A 17,186-nucleotide genomic window follows, 5' to 3' on the forward strand; every position below is an offset into this window, starting at 1 on the left:
ATCCATGCTCAAAAAATAAAAAAGGGCATCTCTCAAATGAAATGCCCCTCAAGTAGTAACTAGGTCATGCTCATGGAATTATTGCAAAAAGGTATTTTCGTGAGATTACAATTTGTTGTTGGGGTCAAGAATTAGCATTGCGAGGCCAAGTTACAAGGAATATTTCGCTCCTGCAAGAAAGCTGAAATATTTCTATCAACGGACTCAAGAGATTTTTTTTTGGATATGTTCATGGGATTATATGTAAGGGTCGCGCTTAAAGTGCGACTTTTTTTTTGCCCCTACCTCATCCCTTCTGCACTTTTCTATTCTTTCAGACTGCACAACTGCAAAATAGTCACCTATTATTTGGCAACTATTGTGTCTAAAAAAATATTTCTTGCGCCATGCGGTAAGTATTGGCGTGTGCTTCCACAATGACGGCTAAACTTTCAGAATAACCACCACCCATACTGATGGCTACAGGTAGCTTATTTTTTTTGCAGGTTTCCAACACAAAGCGATCTCTTTCCCGACAGCCTTCTGGCGTAAGCCCCAGGCGCCCGAGCTTATCGCTAGCCAATACATCTACGCCAGACAGGTAAAACACCAATTCGGGTTGGACCTTTTCCAATAAAAATGGCAATGTTTTTTTCAGGATGGACAAATAGGCCTGATCCTGGGTCCCATCGGGCAACCCAATGTCCAAATCGGATACCTCTTTTCGCAAGGGAAAGTTTTTAGCTCCATGCATGCTAAAGGTAAATACTCGTGGCTCTTGTCTAAAAATATGTGCTGTGCCATTGCCTTGGTGAACGTCCAAATCCACCACTAAAATTTTATGTACTATATTATGGTGTAGCAAATAATTGGCGGCCACCGCAATGTCATTGGTGCAACAAAATCCTTCGCCCCGAAAAGCATAAGCGTGATGGGTGCCTCCAGCTACATTCAGGGCAACCCCATATTGCCGGGCATAAAAGGCACATTGCAAGGTACCGTTGGCGATCACGCGACTCCGTTGCACCAATTGAGGGGTAAGTGGGAACCCGATTGCCCTGATTTCATGTTGAGTCAGTTGCTGATCGCGCAAGCGAAACCAATAATCCCGGGTATGGGTGAGCAAAATACTTTCTTCATCCAGAGGAGGGGGGCTAAAGAAGTTTTTTTCACTTACGGTGCCCTCATACAAAAGCTGCTCCGGGATCAATTCATATTTGATCATCGGGAATCGGTGCCCCTCCGGCAATTTGTATTTGTAAATTGGATCATAAGCAATTTTAAGCATAAAAGTTTTTCTATTTTTGCAGCTTCTTAAATAAACTCTGCCCACCCTAACCCATGGATTTATCCGTGGGCGAGGACACGCAAGCTTAGCCCATGACTTTAGTCGTGGGGACTTTAATCGTGGGGACAAAAATAATACACATGCATTTAAGCGAACAGGAAATCGTCAGAAGAGAACACCTGGAGGAATTGCGCAGTATGGGCATCGACCCCTACCCTGCCGAAGCATTTGTAGTCAATGCCCTGGCCAGCGACATCAAAGCGCAATTCAACGACGACGCTCCAGAACAGTTCGAGGCCGTTGCGCTAGCTGGCCGGATGATGGTGGTACGGGAAAAAGGGAAAGTCACTTTTGCTGAATTGCAGGATAGCAGCGGACGCATCCAGCTCTACATTTCGCGTAGTGACATCGCCGATGGGGAAAACTTCGAGATGTATGATGTTGTATTGAAACGTTTGCTCGATTTTGGTGATTACATTGGCATCAAGGGCTTTGTATTCCGGACCCGGATGGGTGAAATCACGGTACATGTTAAGGAATTGAAACTGCTCAGCAAATCGCTGCGCCCACTTCCTGTGGTCAAAACCCGTGTAAATGAAGCGACCGGTGAAACAGAGGTGTACGATGCCTTCACCGACCCTGAGCAGCGTCACCGCATGCGTTATGTTGATCTAACGGTAAACCCTCAAATCAAGGAAGCCTTCATTACCCGCAGCCGCATCATTACCGCCATGCGCAGTTTTTTTGATGCCAAAGGTTGGTTAGAGGTGGAAACCCCCATTTTGCAGCCCATCCATGGCGGTGCTGCTGCCCGCCCCTTCGAGACCCACCACAATACGCTGGACATGAAGTTGTACATGCGGATTGCCAACGAGTTGTATCTAAAACGTTTGATCGCAGGTGGGTTTGACGGCGTGTATGAAATTGGCAAGATGTTCCGCAATGAAGGAATGGACCGAACCCACAACCCCGAGTTCACCTCCATGGAAATCTACGTAGCCTATAAAGATTATTACTGGATGATGGAAATGGTAGAGCAGTGCCTGGAATACATTGCACGAGCCATCAACAATGACAATCCGCTACTCAAATTTGGCGAACACGAAATCAACTACGCTGGGCCTTACCGCCGCCTCAGTATGTACGATTCGATCAAAGAATACACCGGAGTGGACATTTCAGAAATGGATGAAGCGCAACTCCGCGATTTGTGCAAACAACTGCACATCGACATCGACAACTCGATGGGGCGTGGCAAATTGATCGATGAAATTTTTGGGGCCAAAGTGGAAAAGAACCTGATCCAGCCCACTTACATCATCGATTACCCGATCGAAATGAGCCCACTGGCTAAAAAGCACCGCAGCAAGGCTGGATTGGTGGAACGTTTTGAGTTGTTTGTCAGCGGCAAAGAAATTGCCAATGCCTACTCCGAGCTCAACGACCCCATTGACCAACGCGAACGCTTTGAGGACCAACTCCAATTGGCCGCTCGTGGCGACCACGAAGCCATGGCCATGGACGAAGACTTTTTGCGTTCATTGGAATACGGAATGCCACCGACTTCGGGATTGGGCATCGGGATCGACCGTTTGACCATGTTTATGACCAACAACCATACGATTCAGGAGGTACTGTTCTTTCCGCAGATGCGGCCAGAGAAGGGCGAGTGATAAGGATAGAGTATCTTTGATCAGTCAAAACAAAAATGCCTGAGCAACAAGTTTAATCATTTGCTCAGGCATTTATTTTTATATATTGATCAAACCCTGTTCAAAAATAGCTTGAATTTATACCTGTGCTGCCGCTTTCCTTTCCAAAATCCGATGAAACTTCAACAAGTGCTGCGGGTCCTTTTCATTGTACACACAAAGGATCAGCGTATTTTTATTGCGGCCATCGTAAGGAAAGAGGATTTTGATGGGGTTGTGAATGTAGCCATTGTCCTCAAACATCAGGAGTTGTTTGTTGCGGGAAGGCAGGCGAAATAGTTTGAGTTCTTCGGCATCTTTGGGAATGGGCAAATCTCCGTATCCCTCTTCTTTCAAAAACTGCCGTACCATATCGTAGCTCGCAGGCAGGCGAGAGCCCGCAAAAATGGTTTGGTATTCGTAGCCGTCACTGGTACCACCCAAATAATCTGAACCCGCCTCAGGGAATTCTTCCCGCAATGGCATAAGCTGTTTGTTTTTTTCGAAACGCTAAATTAATCGTTTAGATTTAAAAAAATAAAACTAATGCCGAAAATATGTGACCACTAAAGGACAACAGAGATTTTAGGACCTTGGTAGCCCCTATTTCACCGTTCCTTCTACATATAAGCGTTCTGCCTGAGGAAACTCTTTAAAGTAAACCTTGACCATTTTGTAAAAATAACCAGCCTTACGGGAGCTAAATTCAATGTTTATCGTTGCGGTAGAATCGGGAGGAATGGGCGTTTCCCGCCAATCCGGAGTAGTGCAGCCACAAGATGGCCGGACATTGGCAATAGTGACAGAATCGTTGGAGCAGTTGCGAAAAGTAAAGCTACAATTCACCTCTTTACCACTCTCTATTTCTCCAAAATTGTGGGTATCCAAACCCTCCCATTTAATACAATACTCCTCCGGGAGCTCGGTGAAAGCCAGGCCCATCAAGCCTAAAATCATGCACATCAAGCTCCAGTTTTTCCATTTTTTGACCGCTGACTCCATTTCTTTTGCTTCTTTTTTGTCAAAACAACGTAAAGACTTTACAGTTTAGCATACTTTATGTAACTTAGCGTTGCTATTGAGAAAAATTCTAATCGAATCAGGCTTTTCTACCTACCTACCTGAACGTCATCCCATTTCCGTATTTAAATCATGTTGTACCCATGAACAAGACCTTTTGGTTTGCACATCCTATATGGCAACACCAGACCAACGCGCTACCTGTACATTTCTTAACTGCCAAATTGAATGTACAATGAACGTCCGCACCAAAATCCAAGTGCTCAATATTGCATTGGGCCTGCTTATCATCATCGCCCTGGGCTTGGGTTTGAGCTCCTTTTTCACGGTCTCCAAACTCAAAAAAGCCAAGGATCAAACACTGAAGCAAAATTTATACCTTTTTGAACGCTCCATGGAAGATGTACGTACCTGCCTGGATGCCGAAGAGTATAAGTTGGCAAAAATTCGATTGGCTGAGGCCCTCGAATTGCTGAAAGGCAGCCAGTCTGCCACAAACCGCAATGAAGAAGCCAAACGGTCTTTTGATGCCATTTGCAAAAAGTACTGTCGCATTTGGAATTCTACCGAGTGGGGCTACAGCTATCGTGCCAGTGACTACCCTGAACTACAAAAAGGATTCGAGAGCATTTGTAAATAAACAACATCCCTGAACAGTTCTCACTTGTACAAATCAAGGCTACAAGTGTATAAAGCTTGAACGTCATGCAAGCATTAAAACCGATTGTATTAACCTTGTGCCTGGGCTTGCTCCTCTTTAGCCAGGCAATGGCTCAAGGCGACAACTGTGGCCTCTACGCGGGCATTCTCCAGCGCGGAGATAGCCTCAGCCGGGCGGGTAACTACGTTGCCGCCATCAAAACTTACCGTGCAGCGCGAGTTGCCTGCCCTTCCAAAGTGTACGAAACCGACATGCGTGTAGAACGCATCGTTTATCGACTCGTACAAATGCGCGAACAGGCCATTCAGCGCCGTGATGAAGTGTTGCAAAAAATTGCGCTCATGGAAAAAGACCTCCAACGAGCACGTTACAATGAGGAAGTAGCCGAACGGCGCGAACGGCTATTGCGCCAGGCGAATGAACAGGAGAAAATGGAGCCAACAATGGTAGAAAAAAAGGCCACTGCAGCGCTTGAGCCACAGTTGGAACAAAAAGATCCCTGGGATTTGTTGCGCACAGGTCATTACCAGGAAGCCCTCCCGCTGTTGGAAGCCTCCGCTTTTAATGATTTGCAGGACAGCCTTAGCCTGATGCGACTCGCTCATGCCAATTTGTTCAATGGCCGGATTGAAGTTGCGGAATCCATTTATCGGGTTTTGAAACCGCTACCCTACCGGGCGGGAAAATACAAGTCTTTTGCCGAAGCCTATCTGGCCGATTTCAATGCGCTTGAAAATGCAGAAGGTATTCTGGGCAATGGCGCAGTCATCCCTGTTTCCATCCGGGAATCTTATTTGCGCATCCGGGCTGATTTGGAAAATTACGCTCAGGCCCTGGATTTGGCCCAACAAGAGCGCAAAAAATCTGAAGAACTGGCCAAAGAACTAGGCCAGGAAAAATTGGAAAGGCCCGATTCCGTAACAGTAGACAACATGGTGAAAGTGGACAACAATGCGGCAGTACTTTTGCCCAATGAGCCGCTTCAGTCCAATCCCGATACCGCCCAACTCGATCCAAACGCCAATGCAGCGCTTACTAATGCCGACAACAATGCTTTGATTGACGCCAACAATCCAGTCAATACGAGTAATCTGGAGGCTTCAACTTCAACCAAGGAAAGTACTTCTTTGCGCAGCAACGCTACTCACTCCCGGGCGAAACTGGAAGAAGATCGCCCCTTGCCACCTACTCCGGAGTTTGTTATGAAAAATTTGATCAACACCGAGTTGGAAAACAAAACCTCCCGGACGGTCAAAAAAGCAGGTGAGCCCAGCGGCTATATCGTTTTTATTGGCGATTTTGACTTAAATGACTATTACGCTCAACGCACACTCAAAAAAGTGCGGGAACAATACGGCATCATGGAGGCGCGGATTCGCTATTTCAGCGAGGTACTCAAATACCGGATTGTACTAGCCGAATTTGCTACCAAAGAAGAAGCCGCCCAGTTTACCCTCAATTATGAGCAAAAATACCGGGAAAGGGTTTGGATGGGCGTTTTATATTAATTGTGCGCTGTTAGCTGCTTCATTTTGTTGGTCAAAACTATTATTTTATCTTCCCCTGATAAAAGTATAAACACCAACAAACATGAAACATCAGCTCGCATTTTTCCTGCTGCTTTGCAGCTTCAGCCTTTGGAGCCAGAACAAAACCATCGGCAAGGTGACCCATTTTGATCCTGCTTGTGCCAATCTGATCGATGCACAGGCTGGCATCGAAGTCATTGCCGATGGTTTTGAATGGTCCGAAGGCCCCGTTTGGGTAAAAAACGGAGGCTTCCTCCTCTTTTCTGACGTACCCAAAAACACCATTCACAAGTGGAAACCCGGTGAAGGTTTAAGCGTTTTCCTCAATCCTAGTGGTTATACGGGCAAACTACCTTATGGTGATGAACCTGGCAGCAATGGCCTTTTGATCAACCTGAAAGGAGAACTGGTCACCTGCGAGCACGGCGATCGGCGCATTGCAGCCATGCCTCTGCAACTGGGCGGCAAACGCACCCTCGCCGACAATTACCAGGGCTTGCGATTGAACAGCCCCAACGACATCACTCAACATCCCAACGGCGATTATTACTTTACCGATCCACCTTACGGCATGCCGCAAAAGGAAAAATCCCCCTTGCGGGAAACGACCTGGTTTGGCGTTTACCACATCGACAAAGCGGGTAAGGTCAGTCTGGTTGACAAGACCCTGGATCGCCCGAATGGCATCGCCGTTTCGCCCGATGGCAAAACCCTGTACGTAGGCCAAAGCAGTGGCTCCCAGCCCTATATCACCGCCTTCCCCATTGCTGCCAATGGCAAAACAGGCAAGGGTAAGGTCATTTTTGATGGCTCCAAAACCATGAAAGAAGGCAAATATGGCATCTTCGACGGCATGAAAGTGGACAAACACGGCAACATCTTCGCTGCGGGTATGAACGGCATTTTAATTCTGTCCCCAGAAGGGAAGCCACTCGGGCAAATTGAAACGGGCCAATTTACAGCCAATTGTGGCTGGGGAGACGAAGATGGTGGCACTTTGTACATCACTTCGGATATGTATCTGTGCAAAGTGCGCACCAAAACTGGAGGCTGGTAGAGATTTTTTTTGTTTTTATCGAAAAGCAAAAATGCCTCTGGCCTGCTCAGCGTTAAGGGAGACAAAAACAGAAATAAAATGAAAAACCCTATTTGTTTTGTATTACTCAGTTTGGCCATTGGCCTGCAGTCTTTGTGTGCTCAGGATAGCTATTGGTTAAAAATTCAACCTAAAGCTGGAACGGAATACCGCTTCATCAACAATGTGAGCATTTCGGTGGTCAGTGGCGGTGAAGCTCTGATGAGCACCAGTATGGAGCAAAACGTTGTATCCAAAATCCTTGCCACCAGCCCAGAAGAAGTGTCCATGACTGAAAAGATCGAAAAAATCAAAGGCAGCAGCACTTCAATGGGGCGTACTTTTGATTTTGATACCAGCAATCCCATGGCAGGCAACCCGACCATGAATGCCCAAATGGAACAATTGGTGGGGAAAGAGTTGGTTTCGCGGTTTAAGCCCAATGGCCTGTATGTATCAGGCAATAACCCGTTCGAAGGGATAGCAGGTGGATCAAGCAATGCCTCTGATTTTCGCAACATCACCGGAGGGGTGCGCTACGCTGAGCAGGCCATCAAGATTGGGGAATCCTGGACTGTGGTGGATACCATTCAAAACCAGGGTATGACTACAATTTCCTATACCACCTGGACACTTCAGGAAATTAAGGATGATTGGGCTATTCTTTCCTCCGCAGGCACCGGGAACATTGCCGGACAACCGCCGATGATGCCCGATGGCAAAGTGGAAGGCACCATGACTGCAAAGGGTTCCGCCACAATCGAACTACAATCAGGTATTTGTCGTGAATCCAGCCAACGGATTGAGGCAAAGATGAACATGAGTTTCGAGGGGCAAACACAGCAGCTGACTTCGGTGACGGAGACAGCGGTGAAGCGGGTGAATTAGGTGGAGGTGGGGAAGTCACTTCTCTCTATAGTGGACGTTTTTGTATTTCAGAAGCGAAGGACATGAATTGCCACGTGCTTATGAAGTTTTTTAAAATAAACGATCTTAAGCAAAATCCGAGCATTAAAGTATGTTAGGAGTAAGGCACCTCAATTGCCACGTGCTTTAGCGCGTGGATGAAGATTGCCTTTTTAGTGGGCTTTAGCCCTAGCAGTAAGTCCTGAGTGAGGGCTAAAGCCCATTTTCAAAAAAATCCTGCTATCCACGCGCTAAAGCACGTGGCAATTCATGTCCTCCGAGTAAAATAGCCAGTAGAGTGGTAATGATCAGAATTCTGGCTGCATTGAACTAGGTTGGAGTGGTACTTTGTCGAATTTGCTCGATGAGGTCTTGGACCAATGGATTGATAATTTGCCCCATTTGTTCATGAGTGATTTTTTCGCCATACTTTAATTTAAAGATAGTTTCTTCCTGGGTTTTAATTACAATTGAATAACTGTATTCTTCAATCAAAACAGAAATGATCAAATTGAAATCTGGAAGGTTATCTGACTTAAATAATTTATTGAGGATAAAGCCATAATAAAAGTTGACTGGCTTGCCTTTGCTTAAAAGTAAAGTTAAGATTTCTTCTGCTACTACTTTTGTTTTATGATTTTTAAAATCTTCCAAAGAATCAAACCTTGCGAAAGTGACTTCTCCATGGATACTGTTATACCAAATAGTACTTCCCCATTGCAGAAAGTAACTTTGAATTGGGTTTAATTTATTTTCTAAAAATTGAAAAAGAGGGATTAAAGAATCATTAATTGTTTCAGTTAAAGATTCTAATTCAGCTTTTTTTTTGATGATTGTATCCTTACTAGCCAACTCCCTCCTCAACAACTCCAACTCCTTATCCACATCATCCACCTCTTCCACACTCTCCCCTTTCGCCGCCTTCACTGACAATTCCAAACTCCACAACACCTGCTTTCCAATATACTCCACAAAAAACTCCATTTCTCCAACATCCGCCCGGTTCAGGGCGCGGAGGTAGTTTTGTTTATCGCTTGACTTGATGACGATGGGTGGAAAACCAAAACGCCAAAACACGTAATTCATCAACAAGCGGGAGATCCGGCCATTGCCATCATCGAAGGGGTGAATCAGCACAAATTGGTGGTGCAATCTGGCCGCCAGTTCTACCGGGTGCATTTCCCCTTTTTCACAGGCTGAGCGAAACCATTGAATGAGTTCCCCCATTTTGATTGGTGTATCCGTAGGCGATGCATAATCAAACATTTCGCCATTTTGCAAGCGTACGGAGTTGGGATACTTTTTGTATTCCCCCACCATGATTTGTCGACGCGTACCTTGCCCATCGGGGGTGATGGCATCCTTCCAAAAAGGTTTTACCAGGATAATCTTGTTCAGTTCTTTGATGTCCGCTTCGGAAAGCGGACGCTCCAGATCCTCTGCCCATTCTTTTACCAACTTCAAGGCCAGATCATGCGCTTGCATTTCCTCATACTCCCGCATGGTATGATCCCCTTTCGTTTGGTCAAAATAAAGCAACAGTTCCGTTTCGCCATAAGTAAGGGTATTCCCCTCCAGATGGTTGGAGTTGTAATTAAATTCCAGTCTAAATTTTCGATCTAATTTGCGTTGAAACTCAGCTTCGATAGGCTGTAAGCCCTCTAATTCTTTTTTTAAGCCATCGATCTGTTGCAAAAGATTATTCATCGGCACTTGTTTCAAGATCAAGCCCCAAGATAATACAATTCATGTTAAGCACCACAGTTCGCTACCTCAATACCCCAACAATTCTAAACATCCTTTCAAACTATCCCGCCAATATGGAACCTCTGCCCCAAACGCCGCCTTAAACTTACTTTTATCCAAAACGCTGTAATGAGGCCGTGCCGCCGGGGTTGGGTATTCCGAACTGGGGATTGCTCCCACCTTACACTTCACTCCACTCAGCTCAAAAATGGCCTGAGCAAAATCGTACCAGCTGCATACGCCTTCATTGCTGTAATTAAACAACCCCGAATGCTGAGTTGCCTTACCACTTTGGATCAATTCCAGGGTCATCCGCGCGATGTCGCGGGCGTAGGTGGGGCTGCCAATCTGATCGTTGACAACGCGCAATGCACCTCGTTCTGCACCGTAGCGCAGCATGGTTTTGACAAAATTGTGCCCAAAGGAAGAATACACCCATGAGGTGCGAAAAACCAAAGCACTAGGGTGCGTCGCCAAAACCCTCAAATCCCCTTCCAATTTACTTTGTGCATAGATACCTTGTGGTGTCGTGGCGTCGGTTTCCAGCAATGGGCGGTTTTCCTGATTGTGGTAAACGTAGTCGGAAGAATAATGGATCAGTTGAGCGCCTTTGGCCAAACAGGCAGCGGCCAATTGGGCTGGAGCCTCCGCATTGATCGCAAAGGCAAGTTCTTTTTCCTGCTCCGCCTTGTCTACGGCAGTATACGCAGCACAATTGATACAAACATCAAAATCCATGCTGTTGCAAAAAGGAGCGATCGCAGCTGCATCCGAAACATCCAGCGTGGAGCGATCAATTGGAACCAGCTTCAGGTTTGGAAACTCAGCCGAAAGCGCCTGCAATTCCCGGCCAAGCTGGCCATTTGCACCAATGATGAGAATGGTCATGATCTACTGTTCACAAGTATAAATGCTTGCGGGACTTTTTGATGAAGGCCAAAAAATCCCGCAAGTCTCAAGGTTTAAAACCGTTCCTTACACGTATTGATTCAGGATGTTCTCGTACAATTCCTGTTTGCCGCTGGTCAAACCCGGTTCAGGGTTGGCGTGAGCCAGTGCATGCAAATCTTGCAAGCTGAGTTTGCCTTCTTCAAATTCTTTGCCCTTACCACTATCGAAACTAGCATAACGCTCTTTGCGCAGCGCCAGGAACTTCGATTTATTCAGGATGGCATCCGCAGCGATCAGTGCACGGGAGAAGACATCCATACCACCAATGTGCGCATGGAAAATATCCACCAAGTCGGTAGAGTTCCGACGGGTTTTGGCGTCAAAATTTACCCCACCACCCTGGAAGCCACCAGCTTGCATAATTACCAGCATGGATTCGGTCAGTTCCATCACGTTGTTGGGGAATTGATCGGTGTCCCAGCCGTTTTGGTAATCACCACGGTTGGCATCGATGCTACCCAGCATGCCCGCATCAGCGGCTACTTGTAGTTCGTGTTGGAAAGTATGCAAGGCCAAGGTGGCGTGGTTCACTTCGATGTTGATTTTGAAATCATCGGCCAGGCCAAACTTGTTGAGGAAACCAACCACTGTTGCACAATCGAAATCGTACTGGTGTTTGCTGGGTTCCATCGGTTTGGGCTCAATAAAAAATACGCCTTTGAATCCTTGGCTGCGCGCATAATCCCGCGATAAGGTCAGAATTTTGGCCAGGTGCTCCTGCTCCCGTTTCATGTCGGTATTCAACAGCGACATGTAACCTTCCCGGCCACCCCAGAATACATAGTTTTCACCACCCAGGGCGATGGTAGCGTCGATGGCGTTTTTCAACTGCGCACCTGCATACGCCAGTACATTAAAGTCGGGGCTGGTAGCCGCTCCATTCATGTAACGTGGGTTGGAAAAGAGGTTGGCTGTGCCCCAGAGTACTTTTACCCCTGAAGCGGCAATTTTCTCTTTGGCATAATCCACAATGGCACTAAGGCGGCGCTCACTTTCCTTCAGGCTTGGGCCTTCGTCAACCAAATCCACATCGTGGAAACAAAAGTAAGGTGTACCAATTTTGGTAAAAAACTCAAAAGCCGCGTCCATCTTATCTTTGGCAGACTGCACGGCATCACTAGCTTCCAACCAGGGGAATTGTTTGGTGCCGGGCCCAAAAGGGTCCCCTCCTGTACCACAGAAGGTATGCCAATAAGCGGTTGCAAAACGGAAATGTTCCTTCATGGTTTTGCCCGCGATTACCCGATTTTCATCGTAATACTTAAACGCCAGCGGATTGTCCGACTCTGGTCCTTCAAACTGGATTTTTCCAATTCCGGGGAAATATTCACGATTCCCCAATACAACAGCATTGCTCATGATGTCTATTTGTTTGATAGTTTATGCAATGAATTCAACCAGCGCTGATACGCCACTTCATAAGCACCTGCGTCAGCTATGGGTTCGTAGCCACCTACAACGGGTGTTGAGCCCAAGGCTTCGCGCAAAGTGCCGTACAGACCCGCTCCGAAACCAGCGCCTTTAGCAGCGCCCACTGCACCGGTGGTGTCCAGCATTTCAATTTTGCTTTGACACAGGGTTGCGATGGTTTCGGCAAAGATACGCGATTGAAACAAGTTATCATTGCCTACCCGCATTACCTTTAAATCCAGGCCCATTTCCTGCAAAATACTCATACCGTATACAAAAGCGAAGGCGATGCCTTCCAGCCCGGCCCGAATCAGGTGAGCTTGCCCGTGACGGTTGAAATTGAGCCCCTGTAACTGCGCACCCAAGTCTACATTGTTCAAAATCCGCTCAGCACCGTTGCCAAATGGCAACATGGAAAGGCCATCGGCACCTACGGGTATTTGAGCAGCCATTTGTTCCAGTTCGGGATAACTCAGGGCACTCGCTCCGGTATTTTTCCGCAACCAATTGTAAGTTATCCCGGCGCCGTTGATGCACATCAGTACGCCTACGTAGGGTTGTTGCAAGGTATAATTGACGTGGGCAAAACCATTGACCCGGGAAAGCGGATCAAAAGCAGCCTGATCAGTAATGGCATACACTACGCCAGAAGTGCCCCCCGTAGCTGCTACTTCACCCGGCTCCAGCACATTGAGGGAAAGGGCATTGTTGGGCTGGTCGCCGGCTCGGTAAGCCACAGGAATGCCCGGGCTTAAACCCAGTTCAGCAGCTGCTGCTGCACGCAATTGCCCCTGTACGCCAAAGGTAGGTTGGATCTTCGGAGTAAGTGCTTGATCAATCCCATAATCCTGGAAAACCAACTCGGCAGGCTTCTGCTCGAGGAAATCCCAGAAGATACCTTCGGAAAGACCTGAAATGGTCGTACAAGCCTCACCAGTCATTTTTAAGGCCAGGTAATCTCCGGGCAGCATAAAATGTTTCACACGGCGGTATAGCTCCGGTTCATTTTCCTGCACCCAGCGCAATTTGGAGGCAGTGAAATTTCCGGGGGAGTTGAGCAAATGTGACAAAGCGGTTTGGGCACCAAGGCGCTCAAATGCAGCCGCACCAATGTTGACAGCCCGACCGTCACACCAGATGATGGAAGGGCGCAGCACTTGATCGGCGCCATCAACCAGCACCAGGCCGTGCATTTGGTAGGAAATACCAATGGCTTTTACACCATCCTTAGCTGCGGGATAAGCCTTGAGCAGGCGTTGGGTGGCTTGCACCATTCCCTCCCACCACTGGTCGGGATGTTGTTCAGCCCAACCGGGATGGGGCGCTTGCATCTCCATCTCGCGGTCGGGATAATGGGCACGCAGCAGGGTTTTCCCACTTTCTGCGTCCACCAAAGCCGCTTTTACCGAAGAACTGCCGATATCGTATCCAATGAGGTACATAAATTTGTGTATTTGTTTGTTCGTTTGTTGTATAGTTTGCGGCAAAGAAAGCTATTTTAGCCTGAATTAAAGAACGATTTTTCCAAAAAAAGCCAGCATGATCAGTTATAACCCAAAGGATTGGATCACTTTTATCTTCCGTTTTCACCGCTCGGATACTGTCCGGCGCTTGTTCCCGATGATTGTGTTGATTTCGCTGTATTCAGCCGGCGTTGCCTACCTGGAAATTGAAGTGTGGAAATTGAGCGAAAAAAGCCATGTGCGCAATGTTTCGGTGATGCACACCTTGTTGGGTTTTGTGATTTCCTTTTTATTGGTTTTCCGTACCAATACTGCATACGAACGCTGGTGGGAAGGCCGCAAGCTCTGGGGTGCCCTGGTCAACAACAGCCGCAACCTGGCCATGAAACTGGCCGCACTGTTGCGCAATGAACAAGATGAAAAGGATTTTTTCCGGGCCATGATCCCTGCCTATGCATCCGCCTTACAAAGACACCTGCGCAGCGAGGATACCCGAGTGGAATTGTTCGACAAACTGCCCAAGGGCATGCAGGAAAAACTCGACCACGAAAAACACATTCCCAATCAAATCGCCGCATTGATGTATGGCCGGATCTTGTACCTGGCCGAACAAGGCAAGCTGAGCGGCGAGCACCTCATTTTTCTCAACCCTGAGCTCCAATCCTTCACCGACATCTGCGGAGCCTGTGAGCGCATCCGCAATACTCCTATTCCTTATTCTTATAGCGTATTCATCAAAAAGTTCATCTTTTTTTACATCATGACCCTGCCCTTTGGCTATGTCTTTACGCTGGGCTACTACGTGGTGCCCATTGTAGCCTTTATTTTTTACGTATTGGCCAGTTTGGAGATCATTGCCGAGGAGATTGAAGAGCCTTTTGGGGCCGACGAAAATGACTTACCGCTGGGCAAAATCAGCCGAAACATCCAAATGCACATTGGGGAGTTGATCTGATCCTGGTTCATGGTGAAAAATGCAATTATTTTTCCTAGTAATTTGTACATATTTCTCACTAGATACAATATTTAAATCATTAAAAACCAATTTTTTAAATTAATTTTTAATGAAAAAAAATAAATTCTCACCTATTTTTATTTACCGTAAAATGCAACTAATTTTTCTTCATCTGTCCCGTACTTTTGTTTTGCGATCGGGTTCAAGACTTTCGAGCATAAAGGCCCAGAGGGTTTCGTAGGGGATGATTTCCAGGTCAAAATCCTGTTTGGCTTTGTGCAAAGGCACGGCCAACAGTTTTTGATAATAAGGTTCGGCTTTGCGCTGTACGGCAATGGGATGAAAATCCCCCTTGGGGAGTTGCATGATCATTTTGATGAAACAATTGGTACGGTAGGTTTCGTCGCGCCGCAAATGGCGGTGAGTGTAGGCCTTGAGGGCATCAATTTTGTCAATGATGCTGGAGTAGTCTTTGTCCAGGAGTAGAAAAAGGATCATTATGGTGATCAGTACAATGTTGTTCCCGGATTTGTCGTGGATGGATTTGCTGAACTCGTTGATAAATTTTTTGGTGCGGAATTTGAAGTCTATTCCTTCAGGTTTTTGCACTTTTCCAGTGCAAACCAGGTAATAAACCATTGCCTCATTGGTACGCCATTTTTCTTGCAGTTGATGGGGTTGTTTTGACAAAGCTTGATTGTTTTTCACCTCAAGCAAAACTTGTAGTGCTGATTCATATTGTTGGGCATGCAGATGTGAGTACACAAGCATTTCGTGATTATTAAACCAGTTTATATTGTTTGCAGGGGCTAAAGGAATAATTTCCTGGGTTTTTGCTATTGCCTCTGAATGACGCTGTAACATGTGCAATGAATTCACTAGATTTTGTGTAAAACTGAGGATAATGCTGCGTGAATCCCGTTGTGTTTGTTTTTCGAAAAAATTTAAAGCATCTAGACATGCTTCAACCATTTTTTCATAATTGATCATATAATGATGTTCACTTACAAACAGATAATGGGAAATCATATTCAATCGATAGGAGGAGAGATTTTGTGTAAGTGCACGTAATTCTTCGGTGTAAATGGCTATTTTTTTGGCAAATACTAAATCTGAAGACCGGTTCACACCATAATGACTTTGAACTTCTGTATAATATTTTTCTGCCAGAATTTCAGCATTAAGAAGTGGTTGCATTTGTTCGACCAGTTGGGCATAATACTGGTATTTTTTTTTATTGGGGTCAAGTGTGCCATAGTGGATCGCCAAGTAACGCGCCAGGGGCAAGGTCACGTCGGTTAATTCGATGTTGAGGGAAATTTTGATGGTTTCTTCAGCGATTTTAATCGCGGGCTTGCGCATGAAACGGGCAATCAGAGAACTAAAGGCCGCGTAATTGCGCTGACAAATCAATACTTCTTTTTGGATTTGGTTGTCCGCGGTTTGATTGAAGTCTACCAAAAAGAGCAGGTTGATCAAACGTTCTTCCAGTTGTTGGGCCAAACGGTAATAATAAGCCTTGGCGTTTTTGTCGCCTGGGAAAAAAAAATCCCGGGCCTGGGCTTCGGTTTTGAAGGAGCCATCGCGGAGTTTTTCATAAAAGGTCAATAGCCTGGAGTTTTTGGCAAAGACTTCCAGGTGTTTAAACTTGTTTTTGGATAAAAACTGCACCAATTCAATCAAATGATCCATTGTAACAAATAATTTTTTTCCACTAAAGTGTATAGATTACTCTAAAAGTAAAAAAACGAAGTAATTATCTTCCAAATTATTAGTCATTTTTTTAGAAAAAAAATAAAAAAACTCACCTATGAATTTTTCCGTTTAAACGTAACCATTCCTTGCTGAATGCCTTTCTACCTTTGTTTTAACAAAATCAATGACTTATGGAGGCTATTATCATCAGCTTGTTGCTGTTCTTCAGCAACGCAGACTTTTCTTTGGGCTACGACAACCTGGACCAAAGCAACCAGAATACGCAAAATACCACTCTGGAAGAAGGACAGGGAACATATGTAGACGATCAGGTAGTGGAGTGTTCTTCTGGAGGGAAAGTTATAACCGTTGACTTAGACGGATTCTAATCCACAAAACATACGGTTTATTAGTACTGCTAACTTTTTCGGCGCTTTTTTATTTGGATTTTTGCATTACTTGTTGTATTTTGTTTATATAATTGGTTAGAACGCTGTAATTAAAGCGCTGTGGGGTACCGAGCGATCCGGGCAAACAAGCTTGGTACCCCTTTTTCTTCCTTTCAAGCATATTTCCTGAAAAAAGATGAGTACAAATTGGGATGTCTCCTGCTTGTAATGAAGTAGTTGGCAAAATTGTTGTTTCCAGAGAATGGGAATGAAAAAAGAGGAGAATTAAAAAAGGCAACCTCGGGCTGATAAAAGATTTTGCTATGTAGCAACTAGTGAGTGTAAGCCGAGGTTGCCTAGCGAATTGTAACCTTAACTGATGCTTATACGCATGAGGTGAATTATTCGCTGCCTGGAAAATTTATTTT

At 45.9% G+C, this 17,186-nt stretch carries 15 protein-coding genes; 7 read left to right on the plus strand and 8 right to left on the minus strand.

The window, feature by feature from the left end; genetic code table 11:
- Positions 1-364: 364 nt before the first annotated feature.
- The gene (locus SFV55_RS18780; RefSeq protein WP_320031077.1) at positions 365-1,267 is read right to left on the minus strand and encodes a histone deacetylase; all 903 of its coding nucleotides are present in this window, start codon (positions 1,265-1,267) and stop codon (positions 365-367) included.
- A 140-nt stretch (positions 1,268-1,407) separates the two neighbouring features.
- Here SFV55_RS18780 and lysS point away from each other — a divergent pair, with 140 nt between their 5' ends.
- Positions 1,408-2,940 (plus strand): lysine--tRNA ligase, encoded by a 1,533-nt coding sequence (lysS, locus tag SFV55_RS18785; protein WP_320031078.1) that lies wholly within the window; start codon positions 1,408-1,410, stop codon positions 2,938-2,940.
- 117 nt (positions 2,941-3,057) lie between these two features.
- Here lysS and SFV55_RS18790 read toward each other — a convergent pair whose 3' ends face one another.
- Positions 3,058-3,444: a hypothetical protein gene (locus SFV55_RS18790; protein WP_320031079.1), complete on the minus strand. Its 387-nt coding sequence runs from the start codon at positions 3,442-3,444 to the stop codon at positions 3,058-3,060.
- Positions 3,445-3,561: 117 nt separating this feature from the next.
- The gene (locus SFV55_RS18795; RefSeq protein ID WP_320031080.1) at positions 3,562-3,921 is read right to left on the minus strand and encodes a DUF1573 domain-containing protein; all 360 of its coding nucleotides are present in this window, start codon (positions 3,919-3,921) and stop codon (positions 3,562-3,564) included.
- A gap of 292 nt (positions 3,922-4,213) precedes the next feature.
- Between SFV55_RS18795 and SFV55_RS18800 the strand changes: the two genes are divergently transcribed.
- The 4 genes from SFV55_RS18800 to SFV55_RS18815 all read left to right on the plus strand — a co-directional run bounded on the left by SFV55_RS18800 (position 4,214) and on the right by SFV55_RS18815 (position 8,131).
- Positions 4,214-4,618 carry a hypothetical protein gene (locus SFV55_RS18800; RefSeq protein ID WP_320031081.1) on the plus strand — a complete coding sequence of 135 codons (405 nt, stop codon included), beginning with the start codon at positions 4,214-4,216 and terminating at the stop codon, positions 4,616-4,618.
- A gap of 65 nt (positions 4,619-4,683) precedes the next feature.
- Positions 4,684-6,147, plus strand: a complete 1,464-nt coding sequence (locus SFV55_RS18805) for a hypothetical protein (protein WP_320031082.1) — start codon at positions 4,684-4,686, stop codon at positions 6,145-6,147.
- Between the two features lie 82 nt (positions 6,148-6,229).
- Positions 6,230-7,225 (plus strand): SMP-30/gluconolactonase/LRE family protein, encoded by a 996-nt coding sequence (locus SFV55_RS18810; protein ID WP_320031083.1) that lies wholly within the window; start codon positions 6,230-6,232, stop codon positions 7,223-7,225.
- A gap of 78 nt (positions 7,226-7,303) precedes the next feature.
- Positions 7,304-8,131 carry a DUF6263 family protein gene (locus tag SFV55_RS18815; protein WP_320031084.1) on the plus strand — a complete coding sequence of 276 codons (828 nt, stop codon included), beginning with the start codon at positions 7,304-7,306 and terminating at the stop codon, positions 8,129-8,131.
- A 348-nt stretch (positions 8,132-8,479) separates the two neighbouring features.
- Here the strand turns inward: SFV55_RS18815 and SFV55_RS18820 are convergent, their stop codons facing one another.
- The 4 genes from SFV55_RS18820 to SFV55_RS18835 form a co-directional block, all read right to left on the minus strand.
- Positions 8,480-9,856, minus strand: a complete 1,377-nt coding sequence (locus tag SFV55_RS18820) for a Fic family protein (RefSeq protein ID WP_320031085.1) — start codon at positions 9,854-9,856, stop codon at positions 8,480-8,482.
- Between the two features lie 66 nt (positions 9,857-9,922).
- The gene (gene rfbD / locus SFV55_RS18825) at positions 9,923-10,783 is read right to left on the minus strand and encodes a dTDP-4-dehydrorhamnose reductase (RefSeq protein ID WP_320031086.1); all 861 of its coding nucleotides are present in this window, start codon (positions 10,781-10,783) and stop codon (positions 9,923-9,925) included.
- A gap of 87 nt (positions 10,784-10,870) precedes the next feature.
- Entirely contained in the window at positions 10,871-12,205 is a 1,335-nt protein-coding gene (gene xylA / locus SFV55_RS18830) for a xylose isomerase (RefSeq protein ID WP_320031087.1), read from the minus strand.
- A gap of 5 nt (positions 12,206-12,210) precedes the next feature.
- A complete protein-coding gene (locus tag SFV55_RS18835; RefSeq protein WP_320031088.1) occupies positions 12,211-13,698 on the minus strand; it encodes a xylulokinase in 1,488 nt (495 codons plus the stop codon).
- 97 nt (positions 13,699-13,795) lie between these two features.
- Here SFV55_RS18835 and SFV55_RS18840 point away from each other — a divergent pair, with 97 nt between their 5' ends.
- Positions 13,796-14,674: a bestrophin family protein gene (locus SFV55_RS18840; protein WP_320031089.1), complete on the plus strand. Its 879-nt coding sequence runs from the start codon at positions 13,796-13,798 to the stop codon at positions 14,672-14,674.
- A gap of 168 nt (positions 14,675-14,842) precedes the next feature.
- Here SFV55_RS18840 and SFV55_RS18845 read toward each other — a convergent pair whose 3' ends face one another.
- The gene (locus SFV55_RS18845; protein WP_320031090.1) at positions 14,843-16,366 is read right to left on the minus strand and encodes a hypothetical protein; all 1,524 of its coding nucleotides are present in this window, start codon (positions 16,364-16,366) and stop codon (positions 14,843-14,845) included.
- A 194-nt stretch (positions 16,367-16,560) separates the two neighbouring features.
- On the opposite strand from SFV55_RS18845, the gene SFV55_RS18850 reads away from it, so the two are divergent.
- Positions 16,561-16,758: a hypothetical protein gene (locus SFV55_RS18850; RefSeq protein ID WP_320031091.1), complete on the plus strand. Its 198-nt coding sequence runs from the start codon at positions 16,561-16,563 to the stop codon at positions 16,756-16,758.
- Positions 16,759-17,186: the final 428 nt, after the last annotated feature.

The sequence above is a fragment of the Haliscomenobacter sp. genome (genome assembly GCF_033763495.1).
GTDB lineage: Bacteria > Bacteroidota > Bacteroidia > Chitinophagales > Saprospiraceae > Haliscomenobacter.